The 19,899-nt window shown below is 69.7% G+C and carries 17 protein-coding genes; 10 read left to right on the forward strand and 7 right to left on the reverse strand.

Annotated elements, in window-relative coordinates:
* Positions 1–251: 251 nt before the first annotated feature.
* Positions 252–1,373, reverse strand: coding sequence for a glycosyltransferase family protein (locus H4281_RS41120; protein WP_312872280.1), 1,122 nt, complete (start codon positions 1,371–1,373; stop codon positions 252–254).
* Here H4281_RS41120 and H4281_RS41125 point away from each other — a divergent pair.
* Entirely contained in the window at positions 1,341–4,757 is a 3,417-nt protein-coding gene (locus H4281_RS41125) for an AfsR/SARP family transcriptional regulator (RefSeq protein WP_312872281.1), read from the forward strand. The two genes, H4281_RS41120 and H4281_RS41125, sit on opposite strands and share 33 nt — an antisense overlap.
* A gap of 491 nt (positions 4,758–5,248) precedes the next feature.
* On the opposite strand, the gene H4281_RS41130 is transcribed toward H4281_RS41125, so the two are convergent.
* Positions 5,249–5,761 (reverse strand): GNAT family N-acetyltransferase, encoded by a 513-nt coding sequence (locus H4281_RS41130; RefSeq protein ID WP_237599613.1) that lies wholly within the window; start codon positions 5,759–5,761, stop codon positions 5,249–5,251.
* On the reverse strand, positions 5,758–6,333 hold the full coding sequence (locus H4281_RS41135; protein WP_182896262.1) for a hypothetical protein: 576 nt from the start codon (positions 6,331–6,333) through the stop codon (positions 5,758–5,760). The genes H4281_RS41130 and H4281_RS41135 overlap by 4 nt, the downstream gene beginning before the upstream one ends.
* A gap of 193 nt (positions 6,334–6,526) precedes the next feature.
* On the opposite strand from H4281_RS41135, the gene H4281_RS41140 reads away from it, so the two are divergent.
* The 4 genes from H4281_RS41140 to H4281_RS41155 all read left to right on the forward strand — a co-directional run bounded on the left by H4281_RS41140 (position 6,527) and on the right by H4281_RS41155 (position 10,568).
* Positions 6,527–7,444, forward strand: coding sequence for an AurF N-oxygenase family protein (locus H4281_RS41140; RefSeq protein ID WP_182896263.1), 918 nt, complete (start codon positions 6,527–6,529; stop codon positions 7,442–7,444).
* 1 nt (position 7,445) lies between these two features.
* Entirely contained in the window at positions 7,446–8,948 is a 1,503-nt protein-coding gene (locus H4281_RS41145; protein WP_182896264.1) for an FAD-dependent oxidoreductase, read from the forward strand.
* A 122-nt stretch (positions 8,949–9,070) separates the two neighbouring features.
* A complete protein-coding gene (locus H4281_RS41150; RefSeq protein ID WP_182896265.1) occupies positions 9,071–9,772 on the forward strand; it encodes a GntR family transcriptional regulator in 702 nt (233 codons plus the stop codon).
* Positions 9,765–10,568, forward strand: coding sequence for an arginase family protein (locus tag H4281_RS41155; protein WP_182896266.1), 804 nt, complete (start codon positions 9,765–9,767; stop codon positions 10,566–10,568). Before H4281_RS41150 ends, H4281_RS41155 begins: the two co-directional genes overlap by 8 nt.
* Before the next feature lie 239 nt (positions 10,569–10,807).
* Here the strand turns inward: H4281_RS41155 and H4281_RS41160 are convergent, their stop codons facing one another.
* Both H4281_RS41160 and H4281_RS41165 read right to left on the reverse strand, forming a co-directional pair.
* On the reverse strand, positions 10,808–11,431 hold the full coding sequence (locus tag H4281_RS41160) for a hypothetical protein (protein ID WP_182896267.1): 624 nt from the start codon (positions 11,429–11,431) through the stop codon (positions 10,808–10,810).
* Between the two features lie 50 nt (positions 11,432–11,481).
* Complete coding sequence (locus tag H4281_RS41165) at positions 11,482–12,258, reverse strand: lysozyme (protein WP_220508617.1); 777 nt, start codon at positions 12,256–12,258, stop codon at positions 11,482–11,484.
* Between the two features lie 296 nt (positions 12,259–12,554).
* Here H4281_RS41165 and H4281_RS41170 point away from each other — a divergent pair, with 296 nt between their 5' ends.
* Positions 12,555–14,369, forward strand: coding sequence for a pectate lyase-like domain-containing protein (locus H4281_RS41170; RefSeq protein ID WP_182896269.1), 1,815 nt, complete (start codon positions 12,555–12,557; stop codon positions 14,367–14,369).
* A gap of 82 nt (positions 14,370–14,451) precedes the next feature.
* Here the strand turns inward: H4281_RS41170 and H4281_RS41175 are convergent, their stop codons facing one another.
* Entirely contained in the window at positions 14,452–15,294 is an 843-nt protein-coding gene (locus H4281_RS41175) for an oxidoreductase (protein ID WP_182896270.1), read from the reverse strand.
* Positions 15,295–15,391: 97 nt separating this feature from the next.
* On the opposite strand from H4281_RS41175, the gene H4281_RS41180 reads away from it, so the two are divergent.
* Positions 15,392–16,288, forward strand: coding sequence for a LysR family transcriptional regulator (locus tag H4281_RS41180; RefSeq protein WP_182896271.1), 897 nt, complete (start codon positions 15,392–15,394; stop codon positions 16,286–16,288).
* Positions 16,289–16,345: 57 nt separating this feature from the next.
* Here H4281_RS41180 and H4281_RS41185 read toward each other — a convergent pair whose 3' ends face one another.
* The gene (locus tag H4281_RS41185) at positions 16,346–17,236 is read right to left on the reverse strand and encodes a glycoside hydrolase family 16 protein (RefSeq protein WP_182896272.1); all 891 of its coding nucleotides are present in this window, start codon (positions 17,234–17,236) and stop codon (positions 16,346–16,348) included.
* A 218-nt stretch (positions 17,237–17,454) separates the two neighbouring features.
* On the opposite strand from H4281_RS41185, the gene H4281_RS41190 reads away from it, so the two are divergent.
* Genes H4281_RS41190 through H4281_RS41200 form a run of 3 tightly spaced genes read left to right on the forward strand, consistent with a single transcriptional unit; the run spans position 17,455 to position 19,886 of the window.
* A complete protein-coding gene (locus tag H4281_RS41190; RefSeq protein ID WP_182896273.1) occupies positions 17,455–18,285 on the forward strand; it encodes a helix-turn-helix transcriptional regulator in 831 nt (276 codons plus the stop codon).
* Between the two features lie 42 nt (positions 18,286–18,327).
* Entirely contained in the window at positions 18,328–19,182 is an 855-nt protein-coding gene (locus H4281_RS41195; RefSeq protein ID WP_182896274.1) for an oxidoreductase, read from the forward strand.
* A complete protein-coding gene (locus H4281_RS41200; RefSeq protein ID WP_182896275.1) occupies positions 19,179–19,886 on the forward strand; it encodes an SDR family oxidoreductase in 708 nt (235 codons plus the stop codon). Before H4281_RS41195 ends, H4281_RS41200 begins: the two co-directional genes overlap by 4 nt.
* Positions 19,887–19,899 lie beyond the last annotated feature (13 nt).

A 19,899-nucleotide genomic window follows, 5' to 3' on the forward strand; every position in this document is an offset into this window, starting at 1 on the left:
TACGTGTTCTCCCGCTCGCGCGACCGCCACCGCAGCGGTGCAGCCCGGCAGCCGCGCCAGTATCTCGTCCACCGCAGCCCAGGCCAACGCCCTCGACGTGCGTTCCGACGCGAAGACGACGTCCGAGCGGTTCAGCCACGACGTCGGCGCGGATTCCACGCTGGCGACAAGCACGTGGTCGCGCCCGCCGACGGAGTCAACCCACGACACGTCCCACACACCGGGTGCGGTACTGACCGTTCGCCACTGTGTCATGGCGGTCCCCCGACGAATCCCTCAACGGCGACGCGGCGAGGCAAAGGTACCGGAGACACCTGCACCTCGTGCGGCGGTTCTGGAATACCGAGCACCCGGTACATCTCCCGCCGCAAGAGCGCGCCCGCGCGGCCGGGCAGTGAGGTGATCCGTGCCGCGATGTCGCCGACCCAGTCTTCCGGCCGTCCAGCCGCGAGCGCGCGCAACTGCACGTCGACAAGCAGGTCCGGACGCAGCTTCGGCGCAAGGCGCCACACCGACGCGGCAAGGCTGCCCGCGCGCACATCCTCAGCCGAGCCGGGGTTCAGCAACACAGGCGTGCCGAGGGCCGCAGCGTACTGGGTGATCGACCCGTGATCGCCGATCACGTAATCCGCGGCCACCAACGCGGCCCGCCAGCCGTCGTCAGGCGGCAGCAGCCGCAGCCCGGCGTCGAGCGCCTTGGCCAGCCACGCGCGGATCTGCCACGAACCGTGTATCGACCACGTCAGCGGGTGCAGCGCCGCGACGACCTGGTAGTCCCTCGCCGGCAACTGTGCCGTCAGCTGGTCGAGCAGGTGCGGGTTGCTGCCGAACAGCGAATGCCTGGACCAGGTCGAGCTGACGAGGACCAGTTTCCGCCCGCTCCGGACGTCGAGCGCGGCGCGATATCGGTCGCGCAGGGAAAGGCTCGCTCGCAGCTGGTCGAAGCACAGGTCGCCCGCCACCACAACGCGGTCAGCGGCCTCGGGGCACTCGCGACGCAGCCAGCGGGCGTCCTGTTCGTGCGCCGTCAGCACTGTCGCGGGAACGACTCGCCCGTCCCGGACCAGCCGATACCGCGGATGGGCCAGAGACGGCTGAGCCGCGCGCTCTGCCGGCAGCGGACTCCGGCGGAACCGGGGGCCGCTCACGCCGTGCGGCATCACGACGACCGGAGCCGCGATCTTGTCGATTTCGAGGTAGCTCGCCGCCATCGCCAGGTCGAAGCGCGTCCGCAACACCTGGTGCCACGGCAGCAGCAGCCCGCCCCAGGCCCGGACGTACTCCTCTGTTCCGTCCCAGCGGTCCTCCAGCGCGGGGACGGTGAACAGGACCTGCACCCGGTGATCGGCACGCAGCAGGGGAAGCACTTCCACCAGTCGCGTCCCCGCGGTCATGTGCGGCACCACAACCAGGACGGTGCGGCACCCCGCCCGGGTCACCCATCGCTCCGCCGCCGCGTTCCCCGGAGCCCTCGTCCACGCACTCCCGCTCATCGGGCTCCCTCCCGCGCCGCCGAAATCCGCATTCCCATCGCTGGCTCGCCTCCTGTTCTGCTCGACTGGCCGAGGCCAATACGGAAATCGTCGACAGCGCTTCATTCACGACGCTTTCAGCGCAGGGGGAAATCCTCTTTCAGCCACCGCGAGAAGGTGACAGATATTTGCCAGAAGCGACACCGATTGGCGAAACAGGTATTGAGGTGGAAAACTGCGTGCACGGGAGCGCGGGCCGCCGCGAAGGCGGCACCTGGGGAGGGATGCGCCATGAACCGACCCGTCGTCATGGGATTTCTCGGGCAAACCGCGTTACGAATGCACGGCCGGATGAGCGTGCATTGGGAACGGCCGCAAGCACGTGCGGTCCTGGCTGTCCTCCTCGCGCACGCGGGCCAGCGAATTCCCGCCTCGACCCTCACCGAACGCGCCTGGCCGGAAGAGCGACGGCCGCGGAATCCCGCGTCCACGCTGCACACCTACACCACCCGGATCCGCGCCGCGCTGCAGGCCGCCGGCATCGCTGCCCGACTGGAAACCGTCGACGGCGGCTACCAGTTGCACGCCGACAAAAACCTCATCGACTACTACCGGCTACGGGAAACGATCAGCGATTCCCACCGCCACGCCCGGCAGAACGATCATGAAAAAGTGTGCGCCTGCATCGAACAGGCCATCGCGCTGTGGAATGATCTTCCGCTCGCCGACGTGCACTCCCCGTGGGCCGACAACTGGCGGCGTGCCGTACTCGCCGACGAATGGCTGCCAGCCAATGATCTCCTCGTCGACAGCTACCTCGAACTCGGCCAGTTCGACATGGCGTTGCGACGTCTCAACGATCTTCACCGCGAGCACGGCTTCACCCTGAGCGGCACTCAGCGGCGACTGACCTTGATGACCCGGCTAGGCCGCCGCGATGACGCATACCTGCACTATGTGTCGACGCGACAGCGCCTGCTTCGCGAAGGCGACGACGAATCCGCGGACGCGCTCAAACGCCACTACGACACGCTCGCCGCGCCAGCACCCCGCTCGACCGCCCATTCCGCCGGCACACCACCGAGCAGCCACTCCCGCGTGCCGCGCCAGCTGCCGCGTGACGTCCCCAACCTGATCGGCCGCGACGCGCTGATCGGACGCCTGGACGCCATCACCGGCACCACCGCGGCTGATCCCTCCCCCGCAGCGGTCCTGTTGACCGGGCCGCCCGGGATCGGGAAGACGACCGTCGCCGTCCGCTGGGCTCACCGCTCGGCCCAGCGCTTCCCGTGCGGCACGCTGTTCACTGATCTTCGCGGATTCGCACCAGGCATCCCCCAGACGCCCGCCGAGGTGGTCGACCGCTTCCTCGCCGCGCTCGATCCGTCCGCCGACCAGCGGTTCAGCACCGGCAACCGGACCGAGCAGCTGCGCGCCCTGCTCGCCGAGCGACCCGCCCTGGTCATTCTGGACAACGCGGCCAATTCCGATCAGATCGAGCCGCTGCTGAACCTGTTCGCCAGCTGCGTCGTCCTGATCACCAGCCGAAACAGCCTGCGCAAGGCCAGCACGCGGTATCACTTCGCGACGCTGGCCCTCCACCCGCTGCCGCTGCCCGCCGCCACCGCTTTGCTGTCAGCCCGCATCGGGGACCGCGCCAAATACGAGCCTGGCCCGGTCCGCGACCTGGCCCGCCGCTGCGGCGGCCTTCCGCTCGCGCTCGCCCTGATCGCCGAACACGCGGCGAGCCGGACCGGCGTGCCCCTGCGGGGATTGGCGACCCAACTGCGCGACCACGATGAACTGTTGTTCCTGGAACACGAGGCCGATACCCCTCCCGCCGGCCTGGCCGCCGCGTTCGCCTGCTCCTACGAAGCGCTCTCCCCCAGCGCTCAGCGCACCTTCCGCGCGCTCGGACTGCACCCCGGCACCGATATCGGCGTGCACGCGGCGGCCGCGTGCACCGGCGAGCCAGTCGCCGCCACGAGGCGCAATCTCGACGCGCTCCACAGCGCTCACCTCCTCGAACAACGCGAGGAAATCGACAGATTCCACTTGCACGACCTCGTCCACGCCTACGCCGCCCATCTGTGCGCTGGTCAGGACCACCGTGCGGCACGGCACCGGATAGCCAGCTTCTACCTGCATTCGGCGGCCCGCGCCCATGAGCTCGTCTTCCCTCATCGCCCGGGCCCCCCGCTCCCGCCTGTCGCGCCCGGGTGCGAACCGCTCACCTACGCCACGGCCGACGAAGCCGAGCAGTGGTGCCTGAGGGAGGCAGAGACGCTCGCCTCAGTCCTCCGCTATGCGACCCAGCACGGGCTGGACGACCATGCCTGGCCCCTGCCGCACACCACGCTTTTCGTCTGGGATCGGCACGGGCGCTACCCGGCTATCCGAGCCGGGCTGGAGATCGCCGCGGCCGCGGCCGCCCGCTGCGGCGAGCGCGAGGCAGAGGCGGGCACTTTGAACGATCTCGGACACACCCTCATGCTGATGGGCGAGCACGACCACGTGTACCGCGCGCTGGACATCATCAGCGAATCCGACAACCCCGCCTTCCGCGTCGTGGTCCAGCTCAACGTCGCCCGCCTGGAGCACGAGACCCAGCGGCTCAGCACCGCGCTCGACCTCCTCGTGCGCTGCGACCGCCTCGCGTCCGAACTGGACGATCCGGGACTGGAAGCAGGCATCGCCCACCAGCTCGGCGAAACGCTTCGCGCCATGCACGACCGCGTGGCCGCACAGGGGCATTTCGAACGCGCTCTCCGGCTGCGAGAACAGGTGGGCGACCTTCCCGGGCAGATCGCCGCGCACGTCGAACTGGCCGATCTGGCCTGCCTCCGCGACGACCACCCCGCGGCCCAACAGCACGCGGACCAAGCCCGGACGCTGCTCGCCCGCTCACACGACGCCGACGCGCGCTTGCGCGTCCTGCTCTTGATCGCGCGCTTGCGACACGAACAAGAGAACCCGGACGAAGCGATCCAGCATGCCCGCGAGGCGATCGCCCTCGCGTACAAGACGCATAATCCAGTCAAACACGCATTGGCACTGGAAATACTCGGAAAGATTTACCACGCCGAGGGCGAATCCGGTAAGGCATGCGACGCATGGACAATCGCGGCCGGCCTTCTCGAAGGCAAGGAAGAACACGCCGCGACAGTTCGCATATCCCGCCATCTCGCCGATATCAACGGCGCGCACACGTTCGTTCCCGCCGCCCGCGACGCTGACGCACTCGCGGCGGACCCCGCCGCCCGCATTAACTTTACGCGAAAGTAGCTCACAAAACGGGCGCAACCCGTTCCGGGGATCACACCCGATACACTCTGCGAGATAATCACGCTAAAGTGTGATCATGTGCCGCAATCTGCTGAAAAATGGCTGCTCGCGAGTGTTTCCGTACACCCCTCGAGCTGCAGTCAGTAGCCTGAACATCTAGACAACATGTATTTCGCCTGGCATGGTGGCGCAGTCCGAAGACGCGGCCGCAGCGGCAAACACCTCCGGACATCACCTCACGCACCACCAGAAAGGTAACCGCCTTGCCTCGCAATCCCCACTGGCTTAACGCATCCATGATGGCGACCGCCTTTGTCATGGCGACCCTCGGATGGTTCAAGTACTTCTGATTGCCGTAGCGGTGTGCGCCGTCGGACGGCGCACACCGCTCAGAGCAAATATGAGGGGCAAGGAATCAATTTTCAATCGGCCGGTTTACCGACGACGCTTTTCAGCGGTCCCGAAATTTTCTTGCTTCGAGCATCGTCCGGTCACCTCCGGCACGAACCACTTGACTCGAACACGAGCTGACAGTCCTCCTCGCTGACCATCCGGAATTCCGCTTTCTCCAGCACCCGGCGACTCGCCGCGTTTCCGGGCAGCACATACGCCCGCAACTCGGGGGCGAGAGCGGGCTCCGGATGCTCCTCATGCCACCGCCGGAGCGCCTGCGTCAGCTCCGTGGCCAGGCCCGCGCCCCACGCCGCCCGCGCCAGCAGATATCCGACTTCCCGGTGTCCGCTGCGATGGGCGATACCGAACCCGGCCCGGCCGAGAAATCCCGACGCACCTTCGACCCGCCACTTCGACCAGCCGCGCGTCCGGTGCTCGGCGATGAACCGCTCCAGCCGTTCCCGGGTCGCCTCGCGGGTCTGCGGGCCGGTCGTCATGTGCCGCATGACTTCCGGGTCCGCGTGCAGTGCGGCGAGATCGTCCAGGTCCTCGGGCAGCCACGTGGTCAACCGAAGCCGCGGCGTGCGGAGGATTTCGTCGCGGCCGCTCACCAGCCAGGGTGGTACGGCGTCGGCGGGGTTTTCGGCAGCAGCCACGCGCCGGTCGCCCGATGCGCGGCCAGCACCAGTGCGGCCACGGGGACGATCAGCCACAGGAACCCGCTCGGGAAGGTCATCTGCAGCGTCGGCGGCGCGCTTTTGCGGACGAAGCTGGAGCCGAGGCCGACGATCATGAAGACGACGATGTCCAGCACCGCCAGGCCGCTTCCGACGAGCACGCAGATCCGGCCGGCCGGGGAACGCTTGAACAGCCCGATGGCGCCGGCCACCGCCAGTGCCGCGACAGCCAGGTACGCAGCGCCCACGATCCCGCTGGAAAGCAGCCTGGACGAGGACGGATTGTCGATCATCCGGACCACCGCCACGATGAAGCCGATCGTGCCCACCAGGCCGATCACCGAGGACAACGTCGCCGCGGCGATGGCGGTGGCGCCGAAGCACGCGGTCGGCGCGGGAGCCGGCTGCGACGGGAACTGGCCGCTGTACGGGGGCTGCCCGCCGTAGGCAGGCGGCAACGGCGAGTACTGCGGCGGCTCCGCGCCGGGGTAAGGCGGTTGCGTCACGACAGCTGTTCCTCCGGGGTCAGGAAGACATTCGCGGCTCATCCTGCCAGGTCAGCGGCCCCTTTCCGGCCCGATTGCCCAAACGGACGACACGCGGTTCGCCGGCGCCTCTCGCGATACGGCCAGATAGGTGTTACCTTAGGTAACAGTGAATCGCGGTAACGCCTAACCAATGTCGCTCAGGGAGGACCGAATGACCAGCGCAGACGTGCAGCGAGCACCGGAAGCAGCCCAGTCCGGCCGGCACGAGACCGCGCAGCGGCTGCTCGACTCCTCCGCGACCCTGTCCTACGACCCGGCCACCGAGGTCGACTGGGAAACCCCGCTGGACAAGGACTTCCACGGGGCCAGCCCGGAGTGGAGCACGCTCTACGGCACGAGCTACTGGGCCGAGATGACCCCGGAGCAGCAGAAGGAGCTGACCCGCCAGGAGGCGGCGTCGGTCGCGAGCACCGGGATCTGGTTCGAGATGATCCTGCAGCAGATGGTGCTGCGCGATTTCTACGCCAAGGACCCGACCGACCCGGCGTTCCAGTGGGCGCTCACCGAGATCGCCGACGAATGCCGCCACTCGATCATGTTCGCCCGCGGCGCGCAGAAGCTCGGCGCTCCCCCGTACCGGCCGCGCAAGCTCGCCGTCGAACTGGGCCGCGTTTTCAAGGCGGTCGCCGGCGGCGAAGCGGCGTACGCGGCGATCCTGGTCGCCGAAGAGGTTCTCGACGTGATGCAGCGCGACTGGATGCGCGACGAGCGCGTGGTCCCGTTCGTGCGCACCATCAACAACATCCACGTCGTGGAAGAGTCGCGGCACATGAAGTTCGCCCGCGAGGAGACCCGCGAGCAACTGGAAGGCGCGGGTGCCGTGCGCCGCCAGTTCAACGCGCTGGTGATCGCGATCGCGTCGTACTTCATCGTCAGCAGCATGGTCAACCGCGACGTGTACAAGAACGCCGGGCTGGACGCCGAGCGCGCGCTGCGCGAGGCGAAGGCCAACGAGCACCACAAGTCGATGATGCGGTCGAGCTGTGCCGGGCTGATGGAGTTCCTCGGCTCGTGCGGGCTGCTGACGAAGCCGGCGCTGGTGTTCTACAAGCGAGCGAATCTGATCTGACATGGCCTTCGCGATCACCCAGACCTGTTGCAACGACGCGACGTGCGTGTCGGTCTGCCCGGTCAACTGCATCCACCCGACGCCGGACGAACCGGACTTCGGCACCACCGAGATGCTCTACGTCGACCCGGCGTCCTGCATCGACTGCGGCGCGTGCGCCGACGCGTGCCCGGTCGACGCGATCTTCCCGGTGGACCTGCTGACCGATTCGATGAAGGTCTACGCGGGGATCAACGCGGACTTCTTCGCCGACCGCCCGCCGGTCGCCGCGAACCCCGCGCCGAACTTCCACCGCTGGGGCCCGCCGACGTTCGACCGGGAGATCCCGAGCGACCTCGAGCCCGCGGACGTGGCCGTCGTCGGCACCGGCCCGGCCGGGATGTACGCGGTGGAAGACCTGTTGCTGCACACCAACGCGCACGTCACGCTGATCGACCGGCTGCCGGTCGCGGGCGGCCTCGTGCGCTTCGGCGTCGCCCCGGACCATCCGGACACCAAGCGGATCGGCGAGGCGTTCTCCCGGTTCCACAACCACCCGCGGCTGAAGCTGAAGCTCGGCGTCGAGGTCGGCCGCCACGTGACGGTGGACGAGCTGGCCGAACGGCACGACGCGGTGATCTACGCGGTCGGCGCTTCGTCCGCCCGCACCCTCGGCATCGCTGGCGAAGAACTGCCCGGCAGTCTCGCCGCGACGACAGTCGTGGCTTGGTACAACGGCCATCCGGACGTCCCCGCGCACGCGGTCGACCTGTCCGCGGAGCGAGTCGTGCTGATCGGCACCGGCAACGTCGCACTGGACGTGGCCCGGATCCTCACCGCCGACCCGGACGAGCTCGACGGCACGACCATCTCCCCGCACGCGCTGGAACGGTTGCGCTCCAGCAAGGTTCGCGAGGTAGTGCTGCTGGCCCGACGCGGTCCGGAAGACGCCGCTTACACCTCGCCCGAGCTGATCGCGTTGGCGCAGCGGGCGAACGTGCCGCTCGTCGTCGACACCGAAGACCCGCGCACCGCCGCGGCGATCGACGCGGGCGCCGGAAAAGCCGCGCTGCTGAAGGACTTGGCCCGCGAAACCGTCGACTGGACCGCCCCTCCCGCGGACGGCCCCCGCCGGATCGTGCTGCGGTTCCACTCGGCCCCGGTCGAGATCACCGGCGACCGGCAGGTGCGCGGACTGCGCGTCGACGGACCTTCCGGACCGGTCGAGATCGCCGCGGGTCAAGTGGTGCGCGCTGTGGGCTACCGCGGCCGTCCGGTGCCCGGGCTCCCGTTCGACGACGCCAGCGGAACGATCCCGAACTCCGCAGGCCGGATCGAGGGCCGGACCGGCGCGTACGTGGTGGGCTGGATCAAGCGCGGCCCGTCGGGCGGAATCGGCGCGAACCGTACGTGCGCCAAGGAAACCGTGGCGACGCTGCTGGCGGACATCACCTCCGGCGCGGTGCCGCTGCGGGGCCGGCGGTCGCCGATCGCGGCACTGGCGGCACGGTTCAGGGGTCGCTGAGACAGTTCCTTCCGGAGTCCCGGCCGCGCACTGCGGCCGGGACTTTTTCGCGCGCGTCGGGTATTGCCCGATTGTCGGACAATCTGGCAATCTAGTGCGCACGGCGAGCACTGGGGGGGCAGATGGCGATCGACGGTCTGGGTGCGAGCATCCAGCGGCGCAGCACCGCCGAGCAGGCGGCCGAAGCGGTCCGGCAGGCGATCCTGTCCGTCCGGCTGCCGCCCGGCACCCCGCTGCGCGAGGCCGCGCTCGCCGCCGAGCTCGGGATCTCCCGCAGCACGCTCCGCGAGGCCGCACGGACCCTCGAAAGCGAAGGACTGGTCCGGTATCAGATGAACCGCGGCATTGTCGTCGCGGACGTCACCGCACCGGACGTCGCGGACATCTACGCCGCCCGCACCTCCGTCGAACTCACCGCGGCCGACGCCCTCACCGAGCACCGCGATCCGGCGATCTACCGGCAGCTGGCTGACCTGGTCGACCGGATCGAGCACGCCTTCGAGCAGGACGACACCGCCACCGCCCTCGACAGCGACCGGCTCTTTCACGCCACCCTCGTCACCGCCACCGGCAGTCCCCGCTTACGCCGTTTCCACGCACAGCTCCAGCAGGAACAACGCCTCGCCCTGGCACTGGCCGAACGCTCCCGCCGCCAACTCGGCCGCACCACCGACGACCACCGCCGGCTGCTGGACGCCCTGCGCGGCAGCCGGAGCGAGGCCAGAGCCGAGATCACCGCCCATCTGCAAGCCGGCGCCGCCGAATTGGGACGGCTGCTCGACCTGCTCGCCCACCACGACGAAAGCGAGAAACCCCGTGGCTGACCACCGTGCCTGGGACCTGATCGTCACGCCCTGGCACCTCGACCAGCACCTCCCGGACTTCCCCGTCCCCGCGACCGCGACCCAGGTCGTCCCGCCGGTCCTGCCCGCGGAGCCTGTCCCCGCCCGGATGAACCTGCTGCACCAGGCGACAGCCGACGCGGTGGCCCGAACCGCGAAGCCCCTGGTGCTCTCCGGCGACTGCCCCACCAGCCGCGCCGCGGTGGCCGCGCTGCAGCGACGCCACCGCGACCTCGCCGTGCTGTGGCTCGACGCCCACGGAGACTTCAACACCCCAGAGATCTCCACCAGCGGCTACCTCGGCGGCATGGCGCTGGCCATGCTCACCGGCCGCACCGCGGGCCTGTTCGACGACCCGCTCGGCCTGCGCCCGGTCCCCGACACCAGCGTCGTGCTCGCCGACGCCCGCGACCTCGACCCCGCCGAACACGACGCCCTCGCCGCCAGCCGCGTCCGCCGCGTGCCCGCCGACCCCGCCGCCATCGCCACCGCGCTCGACCACCTGGGCCCAGTGCCCGTCTACCTCCACCTCGATATCGACGTCATCGACGGTGCCGAACTCCCCGGCGCACGCTTCCCGTCCGGCCCCGGCCCTTCCCTCGCCCGGATCGAAGAATGCCTTGCCGCCGCGTGCGCCACCGCCGACATCGCTGGCGCCTACCTCGCCTGCGCCTGGCTGCCCGAGCACGTCAACGACCACAGCGCCCGCCAGACCGTCGCACGGCTCACGGCCGCGCTCGGCGCCAACGTCGCTTGGCGCGAAGCCGCCGTCAGCTGACCGCCGGGAACCGATTCCTTAGCTCCCGGCTGCTCGACCCGTACGTCACTGGCGTTCGAGAGCGCGAACGTCTCCGGGGTTGACGACCGTGCTGCGCGCGGACGCCACGCTGGAACTGCTGCCTGGCCGCAGGTGGTTCAAGAGCAAGGGCGACTGTTCCCAGGTCGCAGTGCTCGACGTCCGGCGGGACGGCCTCGCCGGGGTGACCGTCTTCAACAACTCCGCGCTCGTCGAACGGATCACACGGGCTTCTGTACCGCCGCCAGCGTCTCCTCCACCTCCGGCACCCAGAAGCTGAGTTCGAGGGTCTTGACGTTCGCCCAGTGCGACATCAGCCGGCCCTGCGCGATCAGCGCCGGATACGCGGCGGCGAACAGCACCGCACCGCACACCGCGAACACCGGGTGGCCCCCGGCGATCAGTTCCACCACCGACGCCACGAACCCGAACGCCATCGGCGGGCTGGAGTTGCGCAGCATCAGCCCGACGGTGCGCAGCCGCGTCGCCTCCATCGCCGCGTCGGCGTCGTGCAGCTGCAGGGCCGAAAGCAGCAGAAACGAGTCCGCTTCGACGAACGCGCGTCCGCTGGCGGCGGGATTGCGACGCAGGAACTCCTCCCGCGCGTTGCGCTTCCGCCGCCGCGGCAGCCATCGCGCCGCCCGCGCGCCCATCGGATACGCCAGGTAGCCGAGGAGGTAGCTCGCCACGACGATCCCGATCACCAGCACCGCTCCCGGCGCGCGGGAGACGGCGGCGAGGTCGAGCCAGTGCAGCCGCCCGGCGAGATAGGCCAGGAACGCCAGGTGCAGGGCGCCCGGGATCGCGTACGTGAAGAGGTCGAAGAGTCCGACGGCTAGGGTCACCCGGTGATCCAACTACGAGCGGACCCCCGCCGGTACGGCTTTTCAGGCGATCACGCCGACGAACCGCCTCCCCTGGCGAGCGCCTCGACGCGGTTCATCGGGCCGTTGTAGTAGTTCTGGTCGCCGGGAAGGCTGCCGGTGCGCGAGAACTGCCAGATGCTCTGCTTGTCCCAGCCCGCCGGGAGTTCGCCGATCTCCGGGGCGTACCGGGCGAGCCACAGCGGGTTGGTGTCGCCGAACCCGCCCGCGTTGCCGGTGCAGAGCTTCCACCACGACGTCGAGGTGTAGATGATCGCGCTGCGGCGCTGTTTCGCCAGGTACCGGCGGGTGAAGTCGGCGATCCAGGCGGTCATGTCGGCCTGGCTCTTGCCGTAGCAGGCGTCGCCGTACGGGTTGTATTCGATGTCCAGCGCGCCCGGCAGCGTCGTGCCGTCGCCGCGCCACGCGCCGCCGTGGGCGATGAAGTAGTCGGCTTGCTGCGCGCCGGTGGAGACGTCCGGGCGGGCGAAGTGGTACGCGCCGCGGATCAGGCCCGCGTCGTGCGCGCCGTGGTACTGCTGGTCGAACTGCGGGCTCACGAATCCGGTGCCCTCGGTCGCCTTGACGTAGGCGAACCGGGCGCCCGCGCCCGCGGCCTGGCCCCAGTCGACCGCGCCCTGGTGCCCGCTGACGTCGTGGCCGAGGGTCTGCCCGGTCGCCGGGTCGAACCGGGGGCTCCCGCTTTGCACGCCCTCGTGCCGCAGAATTTGTGAACCGGCAACGTTTTCGCCGGCCTTCGAGTAGTCCGCGGCGGCGGCCGGCCCGGCGGTCGCGACGCCGCACGCCATGGCCAGTACCGACACGACGGCGGCCAAGCCGAGCCGCCAGGGGTTGTCCGTTGCTGTCCGGGTCACCGAGACTCCGATCTTCACGGCGGCAGGTCCAAGGCCCATCGTGGGGCACGACGCGGCGCGAGGCTGGCTGCGTCACCCGGACGTGAACATGTTTCCGATAGCCGGAATCGCCCTGGTGGTCCAGACAACCGTGACCGATTTGTGACCGGCGGTGCCGAGCTGGGCGTTTAATTTGTTGTGGCCGACCACAAACTAGTTGGCAAATTCCCTACCAGCGGAGGTGTCCCCACGTGAACCGGACTCATCGACCACCCGGGCGGCCGTCCCGATCCCGCGGACCAGCACTGGTCGCGCTTGCGCTGCTCGCCGCGGCCGGGCTCGCCGTCCCCGCCGCCGCGGCCCCAGCGTCCGGGCAGGCGGACTGCACCGGCCAGTCCGATCAGCCGGACTTCGGGCCGAACGTGCACATTTTCGACCCGGGAATGCCCTCCTCGACGATCCAGGCCCAGCTGGACAAGGACTTCGAAGCGCAGAAGGACACGCAGACCGCGCAGTTCGGCTCGGGCCGCGTCGCGCATCTGTTCAAGCCGGGCACCTACGCGGTGCACGACAACGTCGGCTTCTACACCTCCGTCGCCGGGCTCGGCCAGAACCCGGACGACGTCCAGATCAACGGCGACATCACCGTGGACGCCTTCAACGAGTCCGACCAGGGCTCCGCGCTGCAGAACTTCTGGCGTTCGGCGGAGAACATGGCCGTCACGCCTTCCAGCGGCAGCGACCGGTGGGCGGTCTCGCAGGCCGCACCGTTCCGCCGGATGGACATCAAGGGCGGACTGCAGCTGTTCCCGGCCAGCTACGGCTACGCGAGCGGCGGCTACGTCGCCGACACCCGCGTGTCCGGTCAGGCCGCGTCGGTCTCGCAACAGCAGTGGTACACGCGGGATTCGGCGCTGGGCAGCTGGGACGGCGGCGTGTGGAACATGGTCTTCTCCGGGACCACCGGCGCGCCGGCCAACTCGTTCCCGAACCCGCCGGAAACGACGCTCGACACCACGCCGGTGTCGCGCGACGTGCCGTACCTGTACGTGGACAACGGCGGCAACTACCGCGTCTTCCTGCCGTCCCTGCGCACGAACGCGTCCGGTCCGAGCTGGGCGAACGGCGGCACGCCCGGCGATTCCGTTCCGATGAGCCAGTTCCGCGTGGTGAAGCCCGGGGACACCGCGGAGAGCATCAACAGCTCCCTCGACTCCGGCTGCAACCTGTTCTTCACCCCCGGCGCCTACCACCTCGACCAGACGCTGAACGTGACCCGCCCTGGCACGACAGTGCTCGGCATCGGTTATCCGACGCTGATCCCGGACAACGGCGTCGACGCGATGCACGTGTCCGATGTGGACGGTGTGCGGGTGAAGGGCCTGCTGTTCGACGCGGGCACCCAGAATTCGCAGTCCTTGCTGACGGTCGGCGAAAGCGGCAAGCACACGAGCCACGCGGCGAATCCGACGTCGCTGCAGGACGTGTTCTTCCGCGTGGGCGGCGATCTGGCGGGCAAGGCCGCCAACAGCCTGGTGGTGAACAGCGACGACACGATCGTCGACCACGTCTGGGCGTGGCGCGCCGACCACGGCAACAGCGGCACCGTCGGCTGGACCACGAACACCGCCGACACCGGCGTGCTCGTCAACGGCGACAACGTGACCGCGACCGGGCTGTTCGTGGAGCATTACCAGAAGTTCCAGGTCGTGTGGAACGGCCAGAACGGGAAGACGATCTTCTTCCAGAACGAAATGCCTTACGACGTCCCGGACCAGGCCTCGTGGAATTCCGCGCCCGGCACCGCCGGGTACGCCGCGTACAAGGTCGGCCCGGACGTGACGGCGCACGAGGCGTGGGGTCTGGGCAGCTACTGCTTCTTCGACACCAACCCGGCGGTCTCGAGCTATCACGCGTTCGAGGTGCCGCAGAACGGCGGGGTGAAGCTGCACAGCCTGCTCACGGTGTCGCTGAACCACCGCGGCACGATCACCCACGTCGTGAACGACACCGGCGACGTGACTCCGGACGGCACCAAGCCGGTGAACGTCCCGAATTATCCGTGACTCGACCGCGTCCCGACATCCGTGAAGGACTCCTTGCGGGAATCTGATTCCCTCAAGGAGTCCTTCACGGACCTGCTTGACCTCAGTCCAGCGCGGTCTCCCGGCTGACCTTCTCCCAGGAGTCGAGATCCCGGGTCAGCGCACCGATTTTGCCGCGAATCGCGTCCACCGCGTCACCGCCGAGCGCGAGCCGCAGCGGTGCGTCGGGCGCGTCGACGGCGCGCAGGATCGCCTCCGCCGCTTTCGCCGGATCGCCGGGCTGCGTCCCGTCCATCCCCTCGATCGCGGCGCGGGTGGCCGCGGTCGATTCGGCGTAGGCGTCGAGATTGCGGGAGCGGTGCATCGCCGCGCCGCCGAACGACGTCCGGAACGCGCCCGGCTCCACGATCAGCACCTTGACCCCGAGCGGCGCGACCTCCGCCGCGAGCGCCTCGGACAGGCCTTCCAGGGCGAACTTCGCCGCACAGTAGGCCCCGAACGCGGGCGGCGCGAGCAGCCCGCCCATCGAACTCATCTGCACGATCGTGCCGCTCCCCTGTTCCCGCAGCAGCGGGACGACGGCCTTCGTCATCGCGACCGCGCCGAAGAACATCACCTCCAGCACCGCGCGCAGGTCGGCCATCTCCAGTTCCTCGACCGCACCGACCGTGCCGTGGCCGGCGTTGTTGACCAGCACGTCGATCCGGCCGAACTCGTCCAGCGCGGTCTGCACGGCGGCGTCGATCTGCGCCGGGTCGGTGACGTCCAGCGCCGCGGCGCGCACCCGGTCCCCGCCGGATTCGACGAGGCCGGCGAGCGTTTCCGGGTTGCGGGCGGTCGCGAGGACCCGGTCCCCCGCGGCCAGCGCGGCCTGGGCGAGTTCGCGGCCGAAGCCGCTCGAGCACCCGGTGATCAGCCAGACGCGGCCGTCGGTTTCCTCGGTCATTGAGCAGTCCCTCCAGTGGTTCTTCCGCCTCCGATCGTGGCCCGTGCCCGCCGGGTCCCGCCAACACCGGTTCGCTGGCGGGCTACAGTCTCAGCCTGTGACTCCTGAGCTGCGGCAGCTGCGCTACTTCGTCGCCGTCGCCGAGACGACGAGCTTCACGCGCGCGGCAGCGGCCCTGCACATCGCGCAGCAGTCCCTCTCGCAGCAGATTTCGGTGCTGGAACGCCAGCTCGGCACGAAACTCTTCGACCGCGATGCCCGCGGCACCCGGCTCACCTCGATCGGTGAGCTCTTCCTCCCCGAAGCGCGCTCGGTGCTCGCCCGCGCCGACGCGGCGGTCGCGACGGTCGCTCGTGCGATCCGCGGCGAGATCGGCACCCTGCGGCTGGCTTTCCTTGCCAGCACAGCGAACTACCTGCTCCCGCCAGTCGTGCGCGCCGTGCGGGAGCAACTTCCGGAACTCACCGTCACCACCGCGGAAGTCTCGATCGCGGAACTCGTCGACGGTGTCCGCGACGGTCGCTTCGACGCTGGCTTCACCCGCCCGCCCCTGGTCGACGATCTCGCGACGCACATCCTGCTGACCGAGGAGGTCTGCGCGGTCCTCCCCTGCGGCCATCGACTGGCCGACCGCCCGTCGCTGCGCCTGGCCGACCTCGCGAACGAGCCGTGGGTGCTGACGCCGCGCGCGTCATGGGACCCCTGGCACCGCAAGTACGACGCCGACTTCGCCGCGGCCGGTTTCACTCCGGACGTCGTGCAGCGCACCGCGACCGTGCAGGGCTTGCTGGGACTGGTCGCGGCCGGGGTCGGCGTGACCCGGCTGGCGCGATCAGCGCACAGCCTGCGCCGCACCGGTGTGGTTTTCGTACCGCTGGAGGGCGAATCCGCACACACGGTCGTGGTCTGGCGCGCGGACGGCCCGCGCCCGGCCGCGCTGCTGGACGTGGCGACCCGCCTGGCCGAGACGACGGACCTTTCCGGCGCGGGCTGAGCCGGTTTGCCGGGCGTGTTCGCGCCGGTTCCAACCGGCACAAACACGCCCGACGCTTCAGTCCTTGCTGACCTTCACCGAAAACGCGTCGATGCTCATCCCCGCCCCCGGCGTGATGTCCGCCCCCGGGCTGGTGCACCCGCACACCTTGTTCGGATAGGACCCGCCGATCGCCACGTCGAAGATCGCGAAGAACCCGTGGTCCACCGCCGCCTTCCAGGTGGCGTCGGAGACCTGGTTCTGCTTCACCGCGAAAGTCTCCTTGCCGTCCAAGGAAAACCGCAGTTCCTCCGCCGCCGCGTTCCGGCGGTCCACCACCACCGCGTACGTGTGGTAGCCCGTCTTGCAGCCGGCGCAGTCCTGCAGATCGCTGCTGATCCCGTCCGGATCGTGGCACTCCCCCGCCCACTGTCCACAGTGGAATGTGCTGGAGTGCTTGTCCAGCGCGTTCACGTTCTCCATGATGTCCAGCTCGCCGATGCTCGGCCAGTTCGTCGCGCCGACCGGCCGGGCGTCGGCGCCCATCGCCCAGAACGCGGGCCAGTAGCCGAGACCGTGCGCGGGGTCGGGCTGCTGGATCGTCGCGCTCATTTCCATCTGGCCGCCCGCCGGGGCGCCGAAGTCGGTGCGCTGGGTTTCGATCCGGCCGGACGTCCACGCGCCGTTCGCGTCGCGCAGCGGCTTGATGACCAGGTGCCCGGCTCCGTCGTGGTAGACGTTGCCCGTCGAGTCGGTCGAGGTCTCGATCTCGCCGGTGCCCCAGTTCGCCGCGCCGCCGGGATAGCCGGTTCCCTTGTCGTAGAGCCAGTTCTGCGGGTCGAGACCAGTGCCCGCGGGGCCGTCGAAGGTGTCCTCGAACACCGTGGTCCAGGTTTCGGCTGCTTGCGCGGGCGCGGCGGCCATCGACACGGCGGCGACGGCGGCCAGGATCAGCGGGGTGCGGCGCATGGGTTCGCCTTTCCGGTGGAGGGGTGCTCTCAGCAGGCTCCGCTCGCGCCGCTGACCAGTCAAAACAGTCTGCCTGCCGGTTCCGCGGCCGCGGTGCGCGCGGGCAGAGCGCGGCCGGAAAGGTTTGAACCACTGCGCCGCGGGGTACCGCAGAGGGTGGGAGAACCACACCCCCTTTGCCCGCCCCGCGGCCGGCGCCGGCGATCTAGCCTGGGCGCATGAGCGACAGCAACCTCCTCGGCGAGTTCCTGCGGGCCCGGCGCGGCACCACCGTCCCGGCGGACGCGGACCTGCTCGCCGACACCCGGCGCCGGGTCAGCGGCCTGCGCCGGGAGGAGGTCGCGCAGCTGGCCGGGGTGAGCACCGACTACTACGTGCGGCTTGAGCAGGGTCGCGAGCGCACGCCGTCCGCGCAGGTCGTCGACGCGCTCGGCCGGGCGCTGCGACTCGACGACGAGGCGCTCGCCCACCTGCATTCCCTGGCCCGGCCGAAGCGACCGAGGCGCCGGCCCGCGAAGGAGCGCGTCAGTCCGCGGCTGGTGCAGCTGATGGACGCGTGGCCGCGGACGCCCGCGGTCGTGCTCGGACGGTGCATGACGGTGCTCGCGGCGAATCTGCTCGGCGAGGCGCTGTTCGCCGGGCACGAGCACAGCGGCGACCTGCTGCGGCTGGTGTTCCTCGACCCCGACGCCCGGGACTTCTACCCGGATTGGGAACGGGTCGCGGTGAACACGGTCGGCGGGCTGCGGTCGGCGGCGGGCACCGATCTGGACGATCCGCTGCTGATCGAGGCGGTCGGCGAACTGTCGCTCAAGAGCGCCGATTTCCGCCGGTTGTGGGCGCGCCACGATCTCCGGCAGAAAACGCACGAATCGAAACGGTTCCGGCATCCGCAGGTCGGAATGCTGACCCTGCACTACGAATCGATGACCGTGAACAGCGCTCCCGGCCAGCAGCTCGTGGTGTACCAAGCGGATCCGGGCAGTCCGTCGGAGGCCGCGCTGGGGCTGCTCGGCAGTCTCGCCGCCGGCGACCGCCCGCACCGCTGACGCATTATCCCGCAATTCTCGAATTCCTTCAGGGGCAGAGCCATGTCTGAAAACAACGCGCCCGTCTGGTTCATCACCGGGTGTTCCACCGGTCTCGGCCGCGCACTCGCGACCGCCGTACTCGAACGCGGCCTGCGCGCGGTCGTCACGGCCCGCGATCCCGAACGCGTCGCTGACCTCGCCGCCGCGCATCCCGGACGCGCGCTGGCGGTCGGGCTCGACGTCACCGACCAGCAGCAGATCACCGAAGCGGTCGCCGAGGCACACCGCGTCTTCGGCCAGATCGACGTCCTCGTCAACAACGCCGGCTACGGCTACCTGGCCGCCGCCGAAGAAGGCGAAGACGCCGAGATCCGCGCGCTGTTCGAGGCCAACGTATTCGGCTTGATGGCGCTCACCCGCGCTGTGCTGCCGGGAATGCGAGCGCGACGCAACGGCCATCTCGTCTCGGTCTCGTCGCTCGGCGGCCTGGCTGCCTTCGGCGCGACCGGCTACTACCACGCGACCAAGTTCGCCGTGGAAGGCTTCAGCGAATCGCTCGCCGCCGAGGTCGGACCGCTCGGCATCGGCGTCACGATCGTCGAACCGGCCGCGTTCCGCACCAACTGGCCGGGCCCGTCCATGCGGGAGTCCGCGATCCGCATCGACGACTACGCCGGCACCGCGGGCGCGCGCCGCACCTCGACGCTAGCCACTTACGGCAAGCAGCCGGGCGACCCGGACCGCGCCGCGACCGCGGTCATCGACGCCGTCACCTCCGCCGAACCGCCGCTGCGCCTGCTGCTCGGCCAAGCGGCCTACGACATCGCCACCGCCCGCCTCGACACCCTCCGCAAGACGTTCGACGACTGGCGCGACGTCACCCTGTCCGCCGACTTCCCGAAGGAATCCGAATGAGCAAGACAGCCCTGATCACCGGTGCCAGCAGCGGAATCGGCGAAGCCACCGCACGCAGGCTCGCCGCGGACGGCTGGCGCGTGATCGCCGGAGCGCGTCGCGAAGACCGCCTCGCGGACCTCGCCGCCAGCGCGGACGGCATCGAGGTACACCGCCTCGACGTGACCGACCGGGCCGACGTCGCCGAGTTCGTCGACCGCGCGGTGCGCGACCACGGCGAGATCGACGCGTTCGTCGCGAACGCCGGGGTGATGCCGTTGTCCCGGCTCGACGCCGGGCTGGTCGAGGAATGGGACCGGATGATCGACGTCAACGTCCGGGGCCTCCTGCACGGCATCGCCGCCGCATTGCCGCACTTCACCCGCCAGCGCCGCGGCCACTTCGTCACCGTCGCGTCGATCGGCGCGCACGGCGTCACGCCGACCGCCGCGGTGTACTGCGGCACGAAGTACGCGGCGTGGGCGATCACCGAAGGCCTGCGGCTGGAATGCGACCCGTCGATCCGCGTCACCACGGTCTCCCCCGGCGTCGTGACCTCGGAGCTGGCGGACACGATCAGCGACCCGGATACGCGGGAGTTCATGCGGATCTACCGCAAGGACGCGCTCGAACCGAAAGCGATCGGCGACGCCATCGCCTACGCTCTCGACCAGCCGGCCGACGTGGACGTCAGCGAGATCGTGCGGCCGGCCCGGCAACGCTGAACGAAGGAGGAGA

Origin of the sequence: Amycolatopsis dendrobii (assembly GCF_014145675.1) — a bacterium.
Taxonomy (GTDB): domain Bacteria; phylum Actinomycetota; class Actinomycetes; order Mycobacteriales; family Pseudonocardiaceae; genus Amycolatopsis; species Amycolatopsis dendrobii.